This window comes from Methylophaga thalassica MP (genome assembly GCF_000214595.1).
GTDB classification, from domain to species: Bacteria; Pseudomonadota; Gammaproteobacteria; order Nitrosococcales; family Methylophagaceae; genus Methylophaga; species Methylophaga thalassica.
Genome location: NZ_AFIG01000001.1, coordinates 809,912 through 827,500 on the forward strand (window position 1 = coordinate 809,912; position 17,589 = coordinate 827,500).

The 17,589-nt window shown below is 42.6% G+C and carries 32 protein-coding genes (1 of these 32 running past the window's edge); all 32 read left to right on the forward strand.

Going from position 1 to position 17,589, the window contains the following annotated elements:
* The first annotated feature begins 19 nt into the window (after positions 1–19).
* The gene (gene rpsL / locus MAMP_RS03815; protein WP_007144668.1) at positions 20–394 is read left to right on the forward strand and encodes a 30S ribosomal protein S12; all 375 of its coding nucleotides are present in this window, start codon (positions 20–22) and stop codon (positions 392–394) included.
* A gap of 46 nt (positions 395–440) precedes the next feature.
* The gene (rpsG, locus tag MAMP_RS03820) at positions 441–911 is read left to right on the forward strand and encodes a 30S ribosomal protein S7 (RefSeq protein WP_007144669.1); all 471 of its coding nucleotides are present in this window, start codon (positions 441–443) and stop codon (positions 909–911) included.
* Between the two features lie 77 nt (positions 912–988).
* Positions 989–3,088 (forward strand): elongation factor G, encoded by a 2,100-nt coding sequence (fusA, locus tag MAMP_RS03825; RefSeq protein ID WP_040576173.1) that lies wholly within the window; start codon positions 989–991, stop codon positions 3,086–3,088.
* 25 nt (positions 3,089–3,113) lie between these two features.
* A complete protein-coding gene (tuf, locus tag MAMP_RS03830) occupies positions 3,114–4,304 on the forward strand; it encodes an elongation factor Tu (RefSeq protein WP_007144671.1) in 1,191 nt (396 codons plus the stop codon).
* Positions 4,305–4,309: 5 nt separating this feature from the next.
* Positions 4,310–4,624: a 30S ribosomal protein S10 gene (gene rpsJ, locus MAMP_RS03835; protein WP_007144672.1), complete on the forward strand. Its 315-nt coding sequence runs from the start codon at positions 4,310–4,312 to the stop codon at positions 4,622–4,624.
* A gap of 14 nt (positions 4,625–4,638) precedes the next feature.
* Complete coding sequence (gene rplC, locus MAMP_RS03840; protein WP_007144673.1) at positions 4,639–5,271, forward strand: 50S ribosomal protein L3; 633 nt, start codon at positions 4,639–4,641, stop codon at positions 5,269–5,271.
* Positions 5,272–5,293: 22 nt separating this feature from the next.
* The gene (gene rplD / locus MAMP_RS03845) at positions 5,294–5,911 is read left to right on the forward strand and encodes a 50S ribosomal protein L4 (protein ID WP_007144674.1); all 618 of its coding nucleotides are present in this window, start codon (positions 5,294–5,296) and stop codon (positions 5,909–5,911) included.
* Complete coding sequence (gene rplW / locus MAMP_RS03850) at positions 5,908–6,201, forward strand: 50S ribosomal protein L23 (protein ID WP_007144675.1); 294 nt, start codon at positions 5,908–5,910, stop codon at positions 6,199–6,201. The genes rplD and rplW overlap by 4 nt, the downstream gene beginning before the upstream one ends.
* A gap of 28 nt (positions 6,202–6,229) precedes the next feature.
* Positions 6,230–7,057 (forward strand): 50S ribosomal protein L2, encoded by an 828-nt coding sequence (gene rplB, locus MAMP_RS03855; protein ID WP_007144676.1) that lies wholly within the window; start codon positions 6,230–6,232, stop codon positions 7,055–7,057.
* A 15-nt stretch (positions 7,058–7,072) separates the two neighbouring features.
* Positions 7,073–7,348 carry a 30S ribosomal protein S19 gene (gene rpsS / locus MAMP_RS03860; protein WP_036311918.1) on the forward strand — a complete coding sequence of 92 codons (276 nt, stop codon included), beginning with the start codon at positions 7,073–7,075 and terminating at the stop codon, positions 7,346–7,348.
* Between the two features lie 9 nt (positions 7,349–7,357).
* Positions 7,358–7,690: a 50S ribosomal protein L22 gene (rplV, locus tag MAMP_RS03865; RefSeq protein WP_007144678.1), complete on the forward strand. Its 333-nt coding sequence runs from the start codon at positions 7,358–7,360 to the stop codon at positions 7,688–7,690.
* Between the two features lie 12 nt (positions 7,691–7,702).
* A complete protein-coding gene (gene rpsC / locus MAMP_RS03870) occupies positions 7,703–8,365 on the forward strand; it encodes a 30S ribosomal protein S3 (RefSeq protein ID WP_007144679.1) in 663 nt (220 codons plus the stop codon).
* Between the two features lie 11 nt (positions 8,366–8,376).
* Positions 8,377–8,790 (forward strand): 50S ribosomal protein L16, encoded by a 414-nt coding sequence (gene rplP / locus MAMP_RS03875; RefSeq protein WP_007144680.1) that lies wholly within the window; start codon positions 8,377–8,379, stop codon positions 8,788–8,790.
* The gene (gene rpmC / locus MAMP_RS03880) at positions 8,790–8,975 is read left to right on the forward strand and encodes a 50S ribosomal protein L29 (protein ID WP_007144681.1); all 186 of its coding nucleotides are present in this window, start codon (positions 8,790–8,792) and stop codon (positions 8,973–8,975) included. The genes rplP and rpmC overlap by 1 nt, the downstream gene beginning before the upstream one ends.
* A 9-nt stretch (positions 8,976–8,984) precedes the next feature.
* The gene (gene rpsQ / locus MAMP_RS03885) at positions 8,985–9,245 is read left to right on the forward strand and encodes a 30S ribosomal protein S17 (RefSeq protein ID WP_007144682.1); all 261 of its coding nucleotides are present in this window, start codon (positions 8,985–8,987) and stop codon (positions 9,243–9,245) included.
* 28 nt (positions 9,246–9,273) lie between these two features.
* Positions 9,274–9,642: a 50S ribosomal protein L14 gene (rplN, locus tag MAMP_RS03890; protein ID WP_007144683.1), complete on the forward strand. Its 369-nt coding sequence runs from the start codon at positions 9,274–9,276 to the stop codon at positions 9,640–9,642.
* A 12-nt stretch (positions 9,643–9,654) separates the two neighbouring features.
* Entirely contained in the window at positions 9,655–9,981 is a 327-nt protein-coding gene (gene rplX / locus MAMP_RS03895) for a 50S ribosomal protein L24 (protein WP_007144684.1), read from the forward strand.
* A 22-nt stretch (positions 9,982–10,003) separates the two neighbouring features.
* Positions 10,004–10,543 carry a 50S ribosomal protein L5 gene (gene rplE, locus MAMP_RS03900; protein ID WP_007144685.1) on the forward strand — a complete coding sequence of 180 codons (540 nt, stop codon included), beginning with the start codon at positions 10,004–10,006 and terminating at the stop codon, positions 10,541–10,543.
* A gap of 23 nt (positions 10,544–10,566) precedes the next feature.
* Positions 10,567–10,872, forward strand: coding sequence for a 30S ribosomal protein S14 (gene rpsN / locus MAMP_RS03905; RefSeq protein ID WP_007144686.1), 306 nt, complete (start codon positions 10,567–10,569; stop codon positions 10,870–10,872).
* Between the two features lie 29 nt (positions 10,873–10,901).
* Positions 10,902–11,297 carry a 30S ribosomal protein S8 gene (gene rpsH / locus MAMP_RS03910; RefSeq protein ID WP_007144687.1) on the forward strand — a complete coding sequence of 132 codons (396 nt, stop codon included), beginning with the start codon at positions 10,902–10,904 and terminating at the stop codon, positions 11,295–11,297.
* Between the two features lie 25 nt (positions 11,298–11,322).
* Positions 11,323–11,856, forward strand: coding sequence for a 50S ribosomal protein L6 (rplF, locus tag MAMP_RS03915; RefSeq protein WP_007144688.1), 534 nt, complete (start codon positions 11,323–11,325; stop codon positions 11,854–11,856).
* A gap of 12 nt (positions 11,857–11,868) precedes the next feature.
* Positions 11,869–12,222, forward strand: a complete 354-nt coding sequence (gene rplR, locus MAMP_RS03920) for a 50S ribosomal protein L18 (RefSeq protein ID WP_007144689.1) — start codon at positions 11,869–11,871, stop codon at positions 12,220–12,222.
* 17 nt (positions 12,223–12,239) lie between these two features.
* Positions 12,240–12,752 (forward strand): 30S ribosomal protein S5, encoded by a 513-nt coding sequence (gene rpsE / locus MAMP_RS03925; RefSeq protein WP_007144690.1) that lies wholly within the window; start codon positions 12,240–12,242, stop codon positions 12,750–12,752.
* A gap of 5 nt (positions 12,753–12,757) precedes the next feature.
* Positions 12,758–12,946, forward strand: coding sequence for a 50S ribosomal protein L30 (rpmD, locus tag MAMP_RS03930; RefSeq protein WP_007144691.1), 189 nt, complete (start codon positions 12,758–12,760; stop codon positions 12,944–12,946).
* 1 nt (position 12,947) lies between these two features.
* Positions 12,948–13,382: a 50S ribosomal protein L15 gene (rplO, locus tag MAMP_RS03935; protein WP_007144692.1), complete on the forward strand. Its 435-nt coding sequence runs from the start codon at positions 12,948–12,950 to the stop codon at positions 13,380–13,382.
* Positions 13,383–13,387: 5 nt separating this feature from the next.
* The gene (gene secY / locus MAMP_RS03940) at positions 13,388–14,743 is read left to right on the forward strand and encodes a preprotein translocase subunit SecY (RefSeq protein ID WP_007144693.1); all 1,356 of its coding nucleotides are present in this window, start codon (positions 13,388–13,390) and stop codon (positions 14,741–14,743) included.
* A gap of 31 nt (positions 14,744–14,774) precedes the next feature.
* A complete protein-coding gene (gene rpmJ, locus MAMP_RS15845) occupies positions 14,775–14,888 on the forward strand; it encodes a 50S ribosomal protein L36 (RefSeq protein WP_083821451.1) in 114 nt (37 codons plus the stop codon).
* Positions 14,889–14,974: 86 nt separating this feature from the next.
* Positions 14,975–15,328 (forward strand): 30S ribosomal protein S13, encoded by a 354-nt coding sequence (rpsM, locus tag MAMP_RS03945; RefSeq protein ID WP_007144694.1) that lies wholly within the window; start codon positions 14,975–14,977, stop codon positions 15,326–15,328.
* Positions 15,329–15,337: 9 nt separating this feature from the next.
* Complete coding sequence (gene rpsK, locus MAMP_RS03950) at positions 15,338–15,727, forward strand: 30S ribosomal protein S11 (protein WP_007144695.1); 390 nt, start codon at positions 15,338–15,340, stop codon at positions 15,725–15,727.
* A 21-nt stretch (positions 15,728–15,748) separates the two neighbouring features.
* Positions 15,749–16,369 (forward strand): 30S ribosomal protein S4, encoded by a 621-nt coding sequence (gene rpsD / locus MAMP_RS03955; protein WP_007144696.1) that lies wholly within the window; start codon positions 15,749–15,751, stop codon positions 16,367–16,369.
* A gap of 41 nt (positions 16,370–16,410) precedes the next feature.
* Complete coding sequence (locus MAMP_RS03960) at positions 16,411–17,394, forward strand: DNA-directed RNA polymerase subunit alpha (protein WP_007144697.1); 984 nt, start codon at positions 16,411–16,413, stop codon at positions 17,392–17,394.
* A gap of 39 nt (positions 17,395–17,433) precedes the next feature.
* Positions 17,434–17,589, forward strand: the 5' portion of a protein-coding gene (rplQ, locus tag MAMP_RS03965) for a 50S ribosomal protein L17 (RefSeq protein WP_007144698.1). The gene runs 228 nt beyond the window's last position; only the first 156 of its 384 coding nucleotides appear in the window; its start codon is at positions 17,434–17,436; its stop codon lies off the right edge, out of view.

The following is a 17,589-nucleotide window of genomic DNA, read 5'->3' on the forward strand; positions in this document are numbered from 1 at the left end:
ATTTGTTAAGGTTGTACTAATGGCAACAATTAATCAGTTGGTTCGTAAGCCAAGATTGAAACAAAAGAAAAAGAATAACGTACCGGCATTGCAAGCATGTCCGCAACGCCGTGGTGTATGTACTCGTGTTTACACAACTACACCAAAAAAACCTAACTCAGCGATGCGTAAAGTAGCCCGTGTTCGTTTGACTAATGGTTTTGAAGTGACTTCGTACATCGGTGGTGAAGGCCATAACCTGCAAGAACATAGTGTTGTTCTGATTCGTGGCGGTCGTGTTAAAGACTTACCTGGTGTTCGTTATCACACTGTTCGTGGCGCTCTAGACACCTCTGGTGTATCAGCTCGTCGCCAAGGCCGTTCTAAATATGGCGCTAAGCGTCCGAAGGGCTAAGTTACAAAACTTAAGCGTTAAACGTATAAAGTATTAGGAAAGACAAATGCCAAGAAGAAGGGTTGTTGCTAAACGTGAAGTACTGCCTGATCCGAAGTTTCAAAACATCGGTTTAGCGAAGTTCATCAACGTCATCATGAAAGATGGTAAAAAGTCTGTTGCTGAAAAAATTACTTACGGTGCATTAGATACTGTTTCTGAAAGTAAATCTGCTAACGGCTTAGAAATCTTTCAAAAAGCCATTGAAAATATCAGTCCGATGGTTGAAGTGAAATCTCGCCGTGTCGGTGGTGCTACTTATCAGGTGCCAGTAGAAGTTCGTCCAGAGCGCCGTGTAGCATTAGCGATGCGTTGGTTGGTTGAAGCATCACGTAAACGTGGTGAAAAATCAATGGGTATGCGCTTAGCTGGTGAAATTGCTGATGCCTACGAGAACAAAGGCACTGCAGTTAAGAAAAAAGAAGATACACACCGTATGGCAGAAGCGAACAAGGCATTCTCGCACTTCCGTTTCTAAAATTATTATTCTCCGTCACCAGCATGGTTCTGGTGACGGTTTGTTCTTTAACATTGTTGATTTAAGAGTAGCTAATAGTGGCACGTAGTACACCTATTAATAGATACCGAAACATAGGCATCATGGCTCATATTGACGCGGGTAAAACCACGACAACAGAGCGTGTTTTGTTCTATACGGGCATCTCACATAAAATTGGTGAAGTACACAATGGCGCTGCTGTTATGGACTGGATGGAGCAAGAGCAGGAACGCGGTATTACAATTACCTCAGCTGCTACAACATGCTTCTGGTCTGGCATGGATCAACAATTTGAACAACATCGTATCAACATCATCGATACACCCGGTCACGTAGACTTTACTATTGAAGTAGAAAGGTCTTTACGAGTACTAGACGGTGCAGTAGCTGTTTTCTGTGCAGTCGGCGGTGTCGAACCTCAATCAGAAACTGTTTGGCGCCAAGCCAATAAATATCATGTTCCCCGTCTTGCATTCATTAATAAAATGGATCGCCAAGGTGCCAATTTTCTACGCGTCCTAGAGCAAATCAAAAATCGTCTTGGTGCAAAACCTGTAGCTATGCAATTACCTATCGGCTCGGAAGATGAGTTTGAAGGAGTGGTAGATCTGGTTCGCATGAAAGCGATCTATTGGAATGAAGCCGATCTTGGTGTCACCTATGAACTACGTGATATTCCTGAATCGATGCTGGCTGAGTGTCAGAAATATCACGAAGCATTAGTCGAATCTGCTGCAGAATCAAGCGAAGAACTGATGAATCAGTATCTGGAAGTGGGTGAATTAACGCCAGATGAAATCAAACAAGGTATTCGTAATCAAACTCTAGCCAATGAAATCGTGCCTGCATTTTGTGGTTCAGCGTTTAAAAATAAAGGTGTTCAAGCCGTTCTGGATGCTGTAGTCGAGTATATGCCTGCGCCTAATGATGTGCCGGCTATTAAAGGTCTCGTTGATGTTGATAACGATGTTTACGAAACCCGAGAAGCTGATGATTCACAACCATTTGCAGCACTTGCTTTCAAAATAGCTTCTGATTCGTTTGTTGGTACATTAACTTTCTTCCGAGTTTATTCAGGCGTTTTAAAGTCAGGCGATGCCGTTTTTAATCCTGTTAAAGGAAAAAAAGAGCGCATTGGTCGTTTGGTACAAATGCATGCAAACAGTCGTGAAGAAATCTCTGAAGTCAGAGCAGGGGATATTGCTGCCGCAATAGGTTTGAAGGACACCATTACTGGTGAAACACTATGTGATTTAGATCATAAAATCACATTAGAAAGAATGGAGTTCCCTGAACCCGTTATCTCTGTGGCAATTGAACCAAAAACTCAAGCAGATCAAGAGAAAATGAGCATTGCCCTAGGTAAGTTGGCTAAGGAAGATCCTTCTTTTAGAGTGAGTACAGATGAAGAATCTGCACAAACAATTATCGCCGGTATGGGGGAGTTGCACCTCGACATCATTATTGACCGCTTAAAACGTGAGTTTAGTGTCAGTGCAAATGTTGGTGCGCCTCAAGTTGCTTACCGTGAAACAATTCGTAAAACTGTTGATGCAGAAGGTAAATTTGTGCGCCAAAGTGGTGGTAAAGGCCAGTATGGACACGTCTGGATCAAAATTGAACCGCAAGAGCAGGGTGCTGGCTATGCCTTTGAAAATGCGGTTGTCGGCGGTACGGTACCAAAAGAATATATTTCATCTGTAGATAAGGGTATACAAGAGCAGATGAAAAATGGTGTAATAGCCGGCTACCCTGTGGAAGATGTCAAGGTAACCTTGTTTGATGGTTCATACCATGATGTTGATTCCAGCGAAATGGCTTTTAAAGTTGCAGGCTCAATGGCATTTAGAAACGGTGCGCTAGAAGCGTCACCCGTTTTATTGGAACCTGTAATGAATATCGAGGTGGTAACACCAGAAGAATATATGGGTGATGTGATGGGTGATTTGAATCGCCGTCGCGGCATGGTCAGTGGTATGGACGATGCACCTAGTGGAAAAATTATTAAGGCTGAAGTGCCTCTTGCAGAAATGTTTGGTTACGCAACTGATTTGCGTTCTGCTACTCAAGGTCGAGCAACTTACTCAATGGAGTTCGCCAAGTACAGTGAGATACCAAACAATGTTGCAGAAGCGATCATTAACAAAACTAAATAACGTAAGTTAAACGAGGTAGACGAGAATGTCCAAGTCAAAATTTGAACGTACAAAACCCCACGTCAACGTGGGCACCATAGGTCACGTTGACCATGGTAAAACTACGCTGACAGCGGCGATCACCAAAGTGTTGGGTGAATTAAGTGGTGGTGAATTCAAAGATTACGCGGATATTGATAACGCACCAGAAGAAAGAGAACGTGGTATCACAATCTCAACCGCTCACGTGGAATACGAAACAGCCAACCGTCACTACGCACACGTAGACTGCCCAGGCCATGCTGACTATGTTAAAAACATGATCACCGGTGCGGCTCAAATGGACGGCGCGATTCTGGTTGTAAACGCAGCTGACGGTCCTATGCCACAAACACGTGAACACATTCTGTTATCACGTCAGGTAGGTGTACCTTACATTATCGTTTACCTGAACAAAGCCGACATGGTTGACGACGAAGAACTGATTGAATTGGTAGAAATGGAAGTGCGTGAGTTGTTAGACAGCTATGACTTCCCAGGTGATGACACCCCAATCATCGTTGGTTCAGCGCTGAAAGCGTTAGAAGGTGACACAAGTGAAATTGGTGCACCATCAATCATTCGTTTAGCTGAAGCAATGGATACCTACTTCCCAGAACCAGAACGTGCAATTGACGGTGCGTTCCTGATGCCGATTGAAGACGTATTCTCAATCTCAGGTCGTGGTACGGTTGTTACTGGTCGTGTTGAACGCGGTATTGTTAAAGTGGGTGACGAATTAGAAATCGTTGGTATCAAAGACACCCAAAAAACCACCTGTACTGGTGTTGAAATGTTCCGCAAGCTGTTAGATCAAGGTCAAGCAGGCGACAACGTAGGTGTTCTGTTACGTGGTACAAAACGTGAAGACGTCGACCGTGGTCAAGTACTGGCACACCCAGGCACAATCAAACCACACACACGTTTTGAAGCAGAAGTATATGTGCTGTCAAAAGATGAAGGTGGTCGTCACACGCCATTCTTCAATGGTTACCGTCCACAGTTCTACTTCCGTACAACTGACGTGACAGGCGCATGTGAATTACCATCAGGTGTAGAAATGGTTATGCCTGGTGATAACGTTAAGATGGACGTAACTTTAATTGCACCGATTGCGATGGAAGAAGGGTTACGTTTTGCTATTCGTGAAGGCGGCCGCACTGTTGGTGCCGGTGTCGTTAGTAAAATCGTTGAGTAATAGAAATGGCAGCAACGCAAACTATTAGAATTAGGCTGAAATCATTTGATCATCGTTTGATTGATCAATCAGCAAAAGAAATTGTTGAAACTGCAAAACGCACTGGTGCACGTATTAACGGTCCAATTCCGTTGCCTACCAAAAAAGAGCGTTTCACAGTATTGATTTCACCACACGTGAACAAAGATGCTCGTGAACAGTACGAAATTCGTACTCACAAACGTCTTATGGATATTGTTGAGCCTACTGATAAAACAGTAGATGCTTTAATGAAACTGGATCTCGCCGCCGGCGTTGATGTCCAGATTAAGTTGAATTAAGAGGGGCTGGGTCAATGACTATCGGACTCATCGGCCGTAAGCGTGGTATGACACGCATCTTCTCTGAAGATGGTGTTTCTACGCCAGTAACGGTAATTGAAGTAGAACCAAATCGTGTAAGTCAGCTTAAAACTATCGACACAGATGGTTATAACGCTATTCAACTTACAGTTGGTGAGCGTAAAGCATCACGTGTTACTAAGCCTCAGGCTGGTCACTTTGCAAAAGCGCAAGCTGCAGCTGGTCGTAAAGTTATGGAGTTCAGAGTTGATGAACTAAATGACTTAGCACTAGGTTCAGAATTGAAAGTTGATATTTTTGAAGACGGACAGAAGATTGACGTTTCTGGTGTCACTAAAGGTAAAGGTTTCGCTGGTGTTGTAAAACGCTATGGATTCCGTGGTGGTGATGCTACTCATGGTAACTCTCTGTCACACAGAGCACCTGGTTCAATCGGTCAATGTCAAACACCTGGTCGTGTTTTCAAAGGCAAGAGAATGGCCGGACACATGGGTGACAAAAAACGTACCCTTCAAAACCTGTCAATCGTTAAGGTGGATTCAGAGCGCAATTTACTGTTAGTCAAAGGCTCAGTGCCCGGTGCTACAGGAAGCGATGTGATTATCCGCCCGGCTGTAAAAGCCTAGTAAGATTCTTAGGGGAATAAACGTGGATCTTCAATTACAATCATTTGACGGCAAAAAGGCAGGAAACATTACTGTTTCTGATGCTTTATTTGACCGTGAGTATAATGAGTCATTAGTTCACCAAGTTGTTACTGCATACTTGGCTGGTGCTCGTAGTGGTACACATGCACAAAAATCACGCTCAGATGTGAGTGGTGGTGGCCGTAAACCTTTTTCACAAAAAGGTAGTGGTAGAGCTCGTGCTGGTACAATCCGTAGCCCATTATGGCGCTCAGGTGGTAAAACTTTTGCTGCAACTAATCGTGATTACAGCAAAAAAGTTAACCGTAAGATGTATCGTTCAGCGTTAGCAGTGATTCTGTCTGAGTTACGTCGTAATGATGCATTGATCGTTGTCGACAAAGTTGAAGTCGACTCACCAAAAACTAAAGATTTGCTAAGCAAAACTGAAAGCTTGGGTGTGTCTAATGCATTAATCGTAACTGAGAATGCAGCTGGCAACTTGGCATTAGCATCGCGCAATCTATACGACATTGCAGCGACTGATGCGGCGCACATCAACCCAGTTGCATTGTTGCGCTTTGAAAAAGTCGTCATGAGCGAAGACTCTATCCGTAAACTAGAGGAGTCATACGCATGAACTCAGAACGCTTAACAAAAATTATTCTAGGACCCGTGGTTGCTGAGAAAGCATCACGTGTTGCAGAAAACAATAATCAGGTTGTACTTAAAGTATTACCTAATGCCAACAAAGTCGAAATTAAACAAGCTGTTGAAACCTTGTTTGATGTGAAAGTTGCAGCAGTAACCACAACTAATGTTAAAGGCAAAGTCAAACGTACAGGCCGAGTAATGGGCAAACGTAGCGACTGGAAAAAAGCCTATGTGACATTAGCTGATGGTGCTGATCTCAACTTCCTTGGCGAATAGAAAATAGAATACGTGTGAGGAATCAGGAATGGCATTAAAAAAGGCTAAACCTACATCAGCTGGACGTAGATTCGTTGTTCAAGTCAGTACACCTGACTTACATAACGGCCAACCATATGCGCCGTTAGTTGAAAAGAAATCTAAGTCTGGCGGTCGTAATAACGCTGGTCGTATTACCGTGCGTCACCGTGGTGGTGGCCATAAACAACGTTACCGTTTAATTGACTTTAAACGTAATAAAGACGGTATCCCAGCAATAGTAGAAAGAATTGAATACGATCCAAATCGTACTGCACATATTGCTTTACTGACCTATGTTGACGGTGAAAAGCGTTACATCATCGCACCAAAAGGTGTTGTAGCAGGTGACCGTCTTGAGTCAGGTGAAGATGCTGCAATCCGTGCTGGTAATGCATTGAAATTATCTGCAATCCCGCTGGGTAGCACAGTGCATTGTATTGAGCTTAAACCAGGCAAAGGTGCTCAGTTAGCACGTAGTGCTGGTAGCAGCGCTCAGTTTGTTGCCCGTGAAAATGGTTATGCCACTATCCGCCTACGTAGCGGTGAAATGCGCAAAGTACCATTAGACTGTAAAGCAACAATGGGTGAAGTAGGTAACGGTGAACATTCTCTTCGTTCATTAGGTAAAGCGGGTGCTACACGCTGGCGTGGTATTCGTCCTACAGTACGTGGTGTTGTAATGAACCCGGTTGATCACCCACATGGTGGTGGTGAAGGTCGTACATCTGGTGGTCGTCATCCTGTGACACCTTGGGGTGTGCCTACTAAAGGCTACAAGACACGTAAAAACAAGCGTACAGACAATATGATCGTACGCCGTCGTAATCGTAAATAAGATTTAGGGAATCCTATGCCGCGTTCAATTAAAAAAGGTCCTTTTATAGACCAGCACCTTGAAAAGAAGGTCTTGGAAGCGAGAGAAACTGATAACAAACGTCCGATTAAAACTTGGTCACGTCGTTCGATGATTTCTCCAGATATGATCGGTTTAACAATTGCCGTTCATAACGGTCGTCAACACGTACCCGTGTTTGTTACAGAAGATATGGTTGGGCATAAGTTGGGTGAGTTCTCACCAACTCGCACCTTTAAAGGTCATGCCGCTGACAAGAAATCTAAACGGTAAGGTTAAGATATGGCTACAAAAGCTAAACTCAGCTACGCACGCATTTCCGCACAAAAGGTGCGCTTGGTTGCAGATCAAATCAGAGGTTTGCCAGTAGAAAGAGCAATCAATCTACTCGCGTTCAGTCCTAAAAAAGCTGCAGAGCTTATGAAAGGCGTGCTGGACTCAGCGATCGCTAACGCTGAACATAATGACGGTGCCGACATCGACGAATTAGTCGTTTCAGCAGTTATGGTTGACGAAGGTCCTACCATGAAACGTATGCAGGCTCGCGCTAAAGGCCGCGGCAACCGTATTCTTAAACGCACCAGCCACATTACTGTGGTTGTAGACGAGAAGTAAGAGAGCAGACTTATGGGACAAAAGGTTCACCCAACAGGTTTTAGACTTGGTATAATTAAAGATTGGAATTCGATCTGGTATGCCGATTCAGCAGATTTTTCAAATATGCTGAGCAATGATCTTAAAGTACGTGATTTTCTTAAACAAAAGTTATCACATGCTTCAGTCAGTAAGATCCAGATTGATAGACCAGCCAAAACTGCCAAAATCACTATCCATACAGCACGTCCGGGTATTGTTATTGGCAAAAAAGGCGAAGATATCGATAAGTTGCGTCAAGAAGCGTCAAAACTGATGGGTGTTCCTGTCAATGTGGGCGTTGAAGAAATTCGTAAGCCTGAACTAGATGCAACATTAGTTGCTGAAAGTGTAGCGCAGCAACTTGAGCGTCGTATTATGTTCCGTCGTGCAATGAAACGTGCAGTGACAAACACAATGCGCTTAGGTGCTGAAGGTATTCGTATTAATGTTGCAGGTCGTCTGAACGGAGCAGAAATCGCACGTACAGAATGGTACCGTGAAGGTCGTGTGCCTTTACATACATTACGTGCTGACATCGACTATGGTACAGCGGAAGCTAAAACGACTTACGGTATCATCGGTGTCAAAGTTTGGATTTTTAAAGGTGAAGTTTTTGACACAAATGCTCAAAACACACCTGCAGCTGAAAAATAAGGTTATAACCAATGTTACAGCCAAAAAGAACGAAATTTAGAAAGCAGCAGAAGCTGCGCAATAGAGGTCTTGCCCACCGTGGAGCAAAAGTTAGCTTCGGTGAGTTTGGTTTAAAATCTCTTGAGCGTGGACGTATTACAGCGCGTCAGATTGAGGCTGCTCGTAGAGCAATGACTCGTCACATTAAACGTGGCGGTAAAATCTGGATTCGCGTATTTCCTGACAAACCAATTTCCAGCAAACCGTTGGAAGTTCGTCAAGGTAAAGGTAAGGGTAACGTAGAATACTGGGTAGCAAATGTGCAACCAGGTCGTATGCTCTATGAAATGGAAGGTGTGTCTGAAGAGATTGCACGTGAAGCATTCCGTCTGGCAGCAGCAAAACTTCCCGTTAAAACCACATTTGTAACGCGGGCGATACTGTAATGAAAGCAAGCGAAATTAGACAAAAGACAACTGAAGATCTAGTGAAAGAACTAGGTGAGTTGCATAAAGAGCAGTTTAATCTGCGTATGCAGAATGCAACTGGGCAATTAACACGTAACAGTGAATTACAACGTGTACGTAGAGATATTGCTCGCATTAAGACTGTATTGAACGAAAAGAGATAGGGCACGGAAATGAGTGATCAGCAAAGTACAGCACGTTCGTTAACCGGTCGTGTCATTAGTGACAAGATGGACAAAACAATTACCGTTCTGATCGAACGTAGAGTTGCCCATCCGATCTATAAAAAATATGTAAGACGTTCTACCAAGTTACATGTTCATGATGAAAATAATGAATGTAACATTGGTGATACCGTCAGTGTTGCCTCAACTCGCCCACAGTCTAAGACAAAGTGCTGGAAGTTGGTCGAAATCATCGATCGTGCGAAATAAAGCAACTATTCAGTTTGGAGTTTAGACCATGATTCAAATGCAAAGTAGTCTGGAAGTCGCTGATAATAGCGGTGCCAGACGAGTAGAATGTATCAAAGTGTTGGGCGGTTCGCATAAACGCTACGCAGGTATCGGTGATGTCATTAAAGTGACAATCAAAGAAGCTGCCCCTCGCGGTAAGGTTAAGAAAGGTACTGTTCATAACGCAGTTATCGTAAGAACACGTAAAGGTGTTCGTCGTCCAGATGGTTCAGTAATTCGTTTTGACGAAAATGCTGCAGTACTTCTGAACGCGGCTCAGCAGCCAATCGGTACGCGTATTTTTGGACCAGTTACACGTGAACTACGTGGTGAAAAGTTCATGAAGATTATTTCTCTGGCACCAGAAGTACTATAAAGGAGCGCTGAGATGGAAAGATTGAAAAAAGGCGATCAAGTTGTTGTATTAACAGGCAAAGATCGTGGTAAACAAGGCGAAATCTTAAGCCGTATTGAGAAAGATGGAAAAGTTAAGTTTGTCGTACAAGGCATTAACTTAGTCAAAAAACATCAAAAACCCAATCCGGCTCTAGGTCGCACAGGTGGCATTTTAGAAAAAGAAATGCCGATTGATGGGTCGAATCTGGCTTTATTAAACCCTGCTACTGGCAAGGGCGATAAAGTAGGATTTAAAGTGCTGGAAGATGGAAAAAAAGTCCGCTTCTTCAAATCAAATGGCGAAGTTGTAAGCGCTTGAGCTTCGTATTAGGTAAAACACAGTGAGCAGATTAAAAGATTATTATCGTGAAACAGTAGTTAAACAGTTACAAGACGAGTTTAGCTATAAGTCAGTAATGGAAGTGCCGCGCATCACAAAAATCACTCTGAATATGGGTGTTGGTGAAGCATTAACTGATAAGAAAGTGCTTGAGAATGCAATGGCTGACATGGAAAAAATTGCCGGTCAAAAGCCAGTTGTTACAAAAGCAAAGAAATCAGTTGCAGGCTTTAAAGTACGTGAAGGCTGGCCGATCGGATGTAAAGTGACATTACGTGCTGACCGCATGTATGACTTTCTTGACCGTCTGATTACCATTTCAATTCCTCGTATCAGAGATTTTCGTGGTTTAAATCCGAAGTCTTTTGATGGTCAGGGAAACTATAGTATGGGGATTAAAGAGCAAATTATCTTCCCAGAAATTGAATATGACAGAATCGATAAATTACGTGGTATGGATGTGACCATCACAACAACAGCAAAAAATGCTGAAGAATCACGTGCTTTGTTAACTGCATTCAAGTTTCCATTTAGAAAATAAACAAGGTTGGATGGTAAAAGATTATGGCTAAACGTTGCATGATTAATCGCGAAATCAAAAGAGCGAAACTGGTTGAAAAATACGCTGCAAAACGTGCGGAATTAAAGAAACAAATGTTGGATATGTCTCTACCTGCTGAACAACGTGAAGCAGCGGCAACAAAGTTCCACGCGCTTCCACGTAATTCAAGTCCTGTACGCATGAGAAATCGTTGTGAATTAACGGGTAGACCACACGGTTATTACCGTAAATTTGGTTTGTCCAGAAATAAGCTGCGCGAGCATGCAATGAAGGGCGATATCCCTGGTTTGGTAATGGCTAGTTGGTAATTACCAACCTGATTAGTGGAGCTATATAAATGAGTATGACAGATCCTATTGCTGATATGCTGACTCGCATTCGTAATGCACAGCAAGCAAACAAAGTCGATGTGAAAATGCCTTCATCTAAGGTAAAGATTAGCATTGCAAAAGTACTAGAAGATGAAGGTTACATCTCATCATTCAATGTGAGTGATGTAGAAGGTAAATCAATCTTGACAGTCACTCTTAAATATTTTGAGGGTAAACCTGTAATCGCTGAAATTAACCGTGTTAGTCGTCCTGGTTTGCGTGTATACAAATCAGCTGATGAATTGCCACGTGTCGTTGGTGGTTTAGGTGTTGCTATCGTGTCTACATCTAAAGGTGTAATGGCTGACCGTAAAGCTCGCGCCTTAGGTCAAGGCGGCGAAGTTTTGTGCGCTGTTAGCTAAGCCTTTATTTATTGGAGATTGTAAAATGTCACGTATTGCAAATGCACCAGTACAAATTCCGGCAGGCGTAGAAATTTCACTGAGTGATACAGAAGTTACGGTTAAAGGTTCAAAAGGAACATTAACACGTAATATTCACCCTGATGTTAGCGTCAGCCAAGAAGATTCAGCTTTGAAATTTGCAGCAAATGTTAATTCACAAGCTGCAGTTGCTTTAGCTGGTACAACCCGCGCATTACTCAATAACATGGTTATTGGCGTTACAGAAGGCTTTGTTAAGAAGCTGACTCTGGTCGGTGTTGGTTACCGTGCTAAAGCTCAAGGCAACAAATTAGATCTAACCCTAGGCTTTTCTCACCCTGTTCAATACGAAGTACCAGAAGGTATTAGTGTTGAAACTCCAAGTCAGACAGAAATCGTTGTCTCGGGTGCTGATAAGCAAGCTGTTGGTCAGGTTGCAGCAGAAATTCGCGCATACCGTTCACCTGAACCTTATAAAGGTAAAGGTGTACGTTATTCTGACGAACATGTTGCTCGTAAAGAAGCTAAGAAAAAGTAAATAGGCTGAAAAATGGATAAGAAAATTTCACGTTTACGTAGAGCGGCTAGAGCGCGTGCAAAGCTGAGAGAGTTAGAAGTATATAGACTAACTGTTCACAGAACGCCTCGCCATATCTACGCACAAGTTCTGACTCATGACAGTTCTAAAGTTATCGCTACTGCATCGACTTTAGATGCTGAAGTGAAAAAAGACCTTAAAGCTACAGGCAATATTGATGCAGCAACAGCTGTAGGTAAAGCTATTGCAGAGCGTGCTGCTAAGCAAGGTGTTACTGAAGTCGCTTTCGATCGTTCAGGTTTTAGATACCATGGTCGTGTAAAAGCATTAGCTGATGCAGCCCGTGAAAACGGCCTTCAGTTCTAATTTAAAAGGTAATTAACATGGCTCAGAATGATCAAAGACAAGCCAATAACTCTGATGGCTTAATTGAAAAATTAGTTGGTATTCGTCGCGTTGCTAAAGTTGTAAAAGGCGGTCGCGTATTTGGTTTCTCTGCTTTGACTGTTGTCGGTGATGGAAACGGCCGCGTTGGTTTCGGCCAAGGTAAAGCTCGTGAAGTGCCTGTCGCAATCCAAAAAGCAATGGATGAAGCTCGCAAAAACATGAAAACTGTTGCTCTGAAAGGCGATACACTGCAGCACGCAGTTAAATCTAGTCATGGTGCAGCAAAAGTATTCATGCAACCTGCATCTGAAGGTACGGGTGTTATTGCCGGTGGTGCGATGCGTGCAGTATTCGATGCCGTAGGTGTACATAACGTATTGGCTAAGTCAAATGGATCAACTAACCCACTTAATGTTGTTCGTGCAACAATTAAAGGGTTAACTGATATGAATAATCCTGAAGCAATTGCTGCCAAACGTGGTAAGACAGTTGAAGAGATTACGGAATAATAAAGATGTCATCACAAGCTAAATTGAAAGTCACCTTGGTGAAAAGTACCATTGGTCGTCTAGCAAAACATAAAGCATGTGTATCTGGTTTAGGTCTTAGAAAAACTGGAAGCAGTGCCATCGTGCTGGATACACCTGAAAATCGAGGCATGATCAATCATGTATCGTATTTATTAAAGGTTGAGGAAGTTTAAGATGAACCTAAATACACTTGCTCCTGCTGAAGGTGAAAAAAAATCAGCAAAACGTGTTGGACGTGGTATAGGATCTGGTTTAGGCAAAACCTGTGGCCGTGGTCACAAAGGTCAGAAATCACGCTCTGGTGGATTTCATAAAAGAGGTTTTGAAGGCGGTCAGATGCCTTTACAACGTCGACTGCCTAAAGTGGGTTTCAGTTCGCGTGTAGGTCGTACAACTGCTCAGATTCGTTTAGACGATCTGAAAAAAGTTACGGCAGATACAATCGATTTGTTAGCACTGAAATCTGCTGGACTCGTCCCAGAAAACACATTGCGTGTGAAAGTCATTAACTCAGGTGAAGTTAAATCTGCAGTTAGTTTGAAAGGCATTGTTGCAACCGCAGGCGCAAAAAGTGCGATTGAGGCTGCAGGCGGAAAAGTCGAAGAGTAATATAAGTGGAAAAAAACAGACAACAAGCTGCTGCAGCTATGCTCGGAAGCGGTAAGTTTGGCGAGTTAAAAAGTCGCCTGCTTTTCGTTTTGGGAGCATTAATCGTTTACCGTATGGGAACATTTATGCCTGTTCCAGGTATAGATCCGGCGGCATTAGCGATCATGTTTGAACAGCAAAAAGGAACCATCTTAGACATGTTTAACATGTTTTCAGGTGGTGCCTTGCAGCGTTTGTCTGTTTTTGCCCTCGGTATCATGCCATACATCTCTGCATCGATTATCATGCAGCTTTTAACAGTTGTTCATCCGAAACTTGAACAACTGAAAAAAGAAGGTGCGGCTGGTAAACGTAAGATTACTCAATATACACGTTACGGCACACTTGTTTTAGCTACCTTCCAGGCACTTGGTATCGCAATAGCATTGGAATCACAAAGTGCTTCAGGCGTTAATGTCGTTATCGACCCTGGTTTTGTGTTTCGTATAACTGCCGTGATTACACTGGTGACGGGAACAATGTTCCTGATGTGGCTTGGCGAGCAGATTACTGAGCGTGGCATTGGTAATGGTATTTCACTGATTATCTTTGCAGGTATTGTAGCTGGTTTACCCGCAGCGGTAGGCGGCACATTAGAATTGGCAAGAACTGGACAACTTCACGCTTTCTTAGTAATTGCTCTGATTTTCTTGGCATTGGCTGTTACTGCGTTTGTTGTTTTTGTCGAAAGAGCACAGCGTCGTATACCTGTACATTACGCAAAACGTCAGCAAGGCAGAAAAATGATTGCTGGTCAGGTAACGCATCTCCCATTGAAATTGAACATGGCAGGTGTAATACCCCCAATTTTTGCTTCAAGTATCATACTGTTTCCTGCTACAATAGCCGGCTGGTTTGGCTCGACTGATGGTATGGGCTGGTTGAAGGATATATCAACACTGATGTCTCCTGGTCAACCTATGTATGTTATGGCTTATGCTGTAGCGATTGTTTTCTTCTGTTTCTTCTACACTGCCTTAGTGTTTAATCCTAAAGAAACGGCAGAGAACTTACAGAAGTCTGGCGCTTTTATTCCTGGTATTCGTCCAGGCGAGCAGACAGCGAGATATATCGACACAGTGATGGGGCGTTTAACCCTTGCTGGTGCCATATATATTACTGCGGTGTGTTTGCTGCCAGAGTTTCTGATTTTATATTGGAGTGTGCCTTTCTATTTTGGTGGTACATCTCTGCTGATTATCGTTGTCGTGGTGATGGATTTTGTTTCTCAAGTCCAGTCTCACATGATGTCTCAGCAGTATGAAAGTTTGATGAGAAAGTCAAATAAAAATAATGGTGGGATGTCTGGCTTTTTAGGCTAGAACCACGAACAAGGTTTGCTGGAGAAAAAACATGAAAGTTCAGGCGTCAGTTAAAAAGATTTGTCGCAATTGTAAAATTGTAAAAAGAAATGGTGTTTTACGAGTTATTTGTTCAGAAGCTCGTCATAAACAGCGCCAAGGTTAATTGGCGAATATCTTTAGTTAGTTGTTGAACAAAACAATTGTATGTTACAATTCAATGTTCACTCCTGAGGAATTTAGGGTAAATCAATGGCTCGTATAGCTGGTATTAATGTTCCTGTGCAGAAGCACACTGTAATTGCTTTAACATCAATTTACGGTATCGGACGCACACGTGCTCAATCAATCTGTGAAGCTGCTGGAATTGCTCCAGACACGAAAGTAAGAGATTTGTCTGAGCAGGAAGTTGAAGTGCTTCGTACCGAAGTTGCAAAATTCACTGTAGAAGGTGATTTACGTCGTGAAGTATCTATGGATATCAAACGGTTGAAAGACCTTGGTTGTTTCCGTGGTGTTCGCCACCGTAGAGGTCTTCCGGTTCGCGGCCAAAGAACTAAAACAAATGCAAGGACTCGTAAAGGTCCTCGCCGTATGGTTAAGTAAGGATAAACGATGGCAAATTCATCAGCACGACAACGTAAACGTGTAAAAAAGAATGTTGTTGATGGCGTAGCACACGTGCACGCTTCTTTTAACAACACAATCGTTACTATAACGGATCGTCAAGGTAATGCCTTGTCATGGGCAACATCTGGTGGTTGTGGTTTCCGCGGTTCACGTAAAAGCACTCCTTTCGCAGCTCAGGTTGCTGCTGAAAAAGCAGGAGAAGTTGCTAAAGAATTTGGTATGAAGAACCTTGATGTTGAAATCAAAGGTCCTGGCCCAGGTCGTGAGTCAGCTGTAAGAGCTCTGAATAATTTAGGTTTTAAAATTACTAATATTTCAGACGTTACACCTATTCCTCACAACGGTTGCCGTCCACCTAAGCGTCGCCGCGTTTAATAGATTTCGGAGTAATACATAATGGGAAAATATCGTGGCCCAACTTGTAAATTAAGCCGTAGAGAAGGTACGGATCTGTTCCTAAAGAGCAGAGGCAACCCAATCGAAAGTAAATGCAAGATTGAAACAAAACCAGGTCAACATGGCGCTCGTAGAGGTCGTGATTCAGACTACGCACTACAGCTTCGTGCTAAACAACGTATTCGTCGTATTTATGGTGTTTTAGAAAAACAATTCCGTAACTACTACAAATCAGCAGATCAAAAGAAAGGTGCTACAGGTGTCAATCTGTTAAGCATGCTAGAACAACGTTTAGATAATGTTGTATATAGAATGGGATTTTCTGGTACGCGTGCAGAGGCAAGACAGCTTGTTTCACACAAAGCTATTTTGGTTAACGGAAAAGCGACCAATATCCCTTCTTATCAAGTAAAAGAAGGCGATGTCGTCGAAATCCGTGAAAAAGCTAAAAAGCAAGAGCGTATTGCAAACGCAATGTCTGTTGCAGAACAATTAGGTTTTCCTGAGTGGGTTGAAGTTAATACAAAAGCATTTTCTGGTACGTTTAAACGTTTACCAGAACGTGATGAGCTTCCAGCCGAATTATCAGAAAACTTGGTTGTAGAGCTTTACTCGAAATAATCATAACTAAACTTCAATAGAAGTTTACTAGAGGAATTTGCATGACGACTTACACGAGTCAATTTCTAAAACCAAGGATTGTTGATATCCAAAAGTTTAGTGATACGCGTACACGTCTTGTACTTGAGCCGTTAGAGCGTGGCTTTGGTCATACTTTAGGTAATGCACTGCGCAGAATTTTATTGTCTTCAATGGAAGGCGCCGCAGTTGTTGAAGCCCAGATTGATGGCGTTGTACATGAGTACTCGGCTATTGATGGCGTTCAAGAAGATGTTTTAGATATTCTTCTTAACATGAAAGGCATTGCGGTCAAGCTTCATGAAGGTAATGAAGTCGTTTTGACTCTTAATAAAGAGGGTGTTGGCCCTGTTACGGCAGCTGATATTCAGTTACCGCATAATGTCGAGATTGTAAATCCTGAACATGTGATTGCAAATCTGACTGGTGGTAGCCTTTCTATTACCTTTAAAGTAACAAAAGGCCGTGGCTACTCTGCAGCAAATACTCGTAATGTGGGTGAAGAAGAAGACCGTGCTATCGGTCAACTGTATCTAGACGCATCATTCAGTCCTGTACGTCTTGTTACTTACAGTGTAGAAAGTGCGCGTGTTGAAAACCGCACGGACTTAGATAAGCTGATCATTGATGTTGAAACTGATGGTACGCTTGAAGCTGAAGACAGTATTAAATATGCTGCAACTATCTTAAGCGATCAGTTGACTTCATTCGTTGACTTTACTGTCATTGAAGAAAGTGTTTCTGAACCAAAACAACCTGCAGTTGATCCAGCATTATTGCAAGCAATTGATGATCTTGATTTGACTGTCAGATCTGCTAACTGTTTAAAAGCAGAAAATATTTATTATGTAGGTGACTTAATTCAGCGTACAGAAATGGAATTGCTGAAAACGCCGAACTTAGGTAAAAAGTCATTTACGGAAATTAAAGAAGTATTGGCTTCAAAAGGTTTGTCATTAGGCATGCACTTAGATAACTGGCCACCTGCTTCTTTAGAGCAAAAATAATACTGAAGTAATTCAGCATAAAAGAATAGGGTAACAACAATGCGTCATCGTAATTCTGGTCGTAAATTAAATCGTAACAGCAGCCACAGAAAGGCTATGTTCAAAAACATGGCTACATCTTTGTTTGAACACGAAATCATTCGTACCACTTTGCCTAAGGCTAAAGAGTTACGTGGTGTCGTTGAGCCTCTGATT

What these genes read in the sequence shown, in the direction of transcription:
- rpsJ (WP_007144672.1), top strand. Translation starts at nt 4,310, where the DNA reads ATGGCAGCAACGCAAACTATTAGAATTAGGCTGAAATCATTTGATCAT.
- rplF (WP_007144688.1), top strand. Translation starts at nt 11,323, where the DNA reads ATGTCACGTATTGCAAATGCACCAGTACAAATTCCGGCAGGCGTAGAA.
- rpsE (WP_007144690.1), top strand. Translation starts at nt 12,240, where the DNA reads ATGGCTCAGAATGATCAAAGACAAGCCAATAACTCTGATGGCTTAATT.
- rpsC (WP_007144679.1), top strand. Translation starts at nt 7,703, where the DNA reads ATGGGACAAAAGGTTCACCCAACAGGTTTTAGACTTGGTATAATTAAA.
- rplN (WP_007144683.1), top strand. Translation starts at nt 9,274, where the DNA reads ATGATTCAAATGCAAAGTAGTCTGGAAGTCGCTGATAATAGCGGTGCC.
- rpsN (WP_007144686.1), top strand. Translation starts at nt 10,567, where the DNA reads ATGGCTAAACGTTGCATGATTAATCGCGAAATCAAAAGAGCGAAACTG.
- rpsS (WP_036311918.1), top strand. Translation starts at nt 7,073, where the DNA reads ATGCCGCGTTCAATTAAAAAAGGTCCTTTTATAGACCAGCACCTTGAA.
- rpsL (WP_007144668.1), top strand. Translation starts at nt 20, where the DNA reads ATGGCAACAATTAATCAGTTGGTTCGTAAGCCAAGATTGAAACAAAAG.
- rplV (WP_007144678.1), top strand. Translation starts at nt 7,358, where the DNA reads ATGGCTACAAAAGCTAAACTCAGCTACGCACGCATTTCCGCACAAAAG.
- rplC (WP_007144673.1), top strand. Translation starts at nt 4,639, where the DNA reads ATGACTATCGGACTCATCGGCCGTAAGCGTGGTATGACACGCATCTTC.
- tuf (WP_007144671.1), top strand. Translation starts at nt 3,114, where the DNA reads ATGTCCAAGTCAAAATTTGAACGTACAAAACCCCACGTCAACGTGGGC.
- rpmD (WP_007144691.1), top strand. Translation starts at nt 12,758, where the DNA reads ATGTCATCACAAGCTAAATTGAAAGTCACCTTGGTGAAAAGTACCATT.
- rplB (WP_007144676.1), top strand. Translation starts at nt 6,230, where the DNA reads ATGGCATTAAAAAAGGCTAAACCTACATCAGCTGGACGTAGATTCGTT.
- rpmJ (WP_083821451.1), top strand. Translation starts at nt 14,775, where the DNA reads ATGAAAGTTCAGGCGTCAGTTAAAAAGATTTGTCGCAATTGTAAAATT.
- rpsD (WP_007144696.1), top strand. Translation starts at nt 15,749, where the DNA reads ATGGGAAAATATCGTGGCCCAACTTGTAAATTAAGCCGTAGAGAAGGT.
- rplR (WP_007144689.1), top strand. Translation starts at nt 11,869, where the DNA reads ATGGATAAGAAAATTTCACGTTTACGTAGAGCGGCTAGAGCGCGTGCA.
- rplO (WP_007144692.1), top strand. Translation starts at nt 12,948, where the DNA reads ATGAACCTAAATACACTTGCTCCTGCTGAAGGTGAAAAAAAATCAGCA.
- rpmC (WP_007144681.1), top strand. Translation starts at nt 8,790, where the DNA reads ATGAAAGCAAGCGAAATTAGACAAAAGACAACTGAAGATCTAGTGAAA.
- rpsM (WP_007144694.1), top strand. Translation starts at nt 14,975, where the DNA reads ATGGCTCGTATAGCTGGTATTAATGTTCCTGTGCAGAAGCACACTGTA.
- MAMP_RS03960 (WP_007144697.1), top strand. Translation starts at nt 16,411, where the DNA reads ATGACGACTTACACGAGTCAATTTCTAAAACCAAGGATTGTTGATATC.
- rplP (WP_007144680.1), top strand. Translation starts at nt 8,377, where the DNA reads ATGTTACAGCCAAAAAGAACGAAATTTAGAAAGCAGCAGAAGCTGCGC.
- rpsG (WP_007144669.1), top strand. Translation starts at nt 441, where the DNA reads ATGCCAAGAAGAAGGGTTGTTGCTAAACGTGAAGTACTGCCTGATCCG.
- rplX (WP_007144684.1), top strand. Translation starts at nt 9,655, where the DNA reads ATGGAAAGATTGAAAAAAGGCGATCAAGTTGTTGTATTAACAGGCAAA.
- rpsH (WP_007144687.1), top strand. Translation starts at nt 10,902, where the DNA reads ATGAGTATGACAGATCCTATTGCTGATATGCTGACTCGCATTCGTAAT.
- rplW (WP_007144675.1), top strand. Translation starts at nt 5,908, where the DNA reads ATGAACTCAGAACGCTTAACAAAAATTATTCTAGGACCCGTGGTTGCT.
- rpsK (WP_007144695.1), top strand. Translation starts at nt 15,338, where the DNA reads ATGGCAAATTCATCAGCACGACAACGTAAACGTGTAAAAAAGAATGTT.
- rpsQ (WP_007144682.1), top strand. Translation starts at nt 8,985, where the DNA reads ATGAGTGATCAGCAAAGTACAGCACGTTCGTTAACCGGTCGTGTCATT.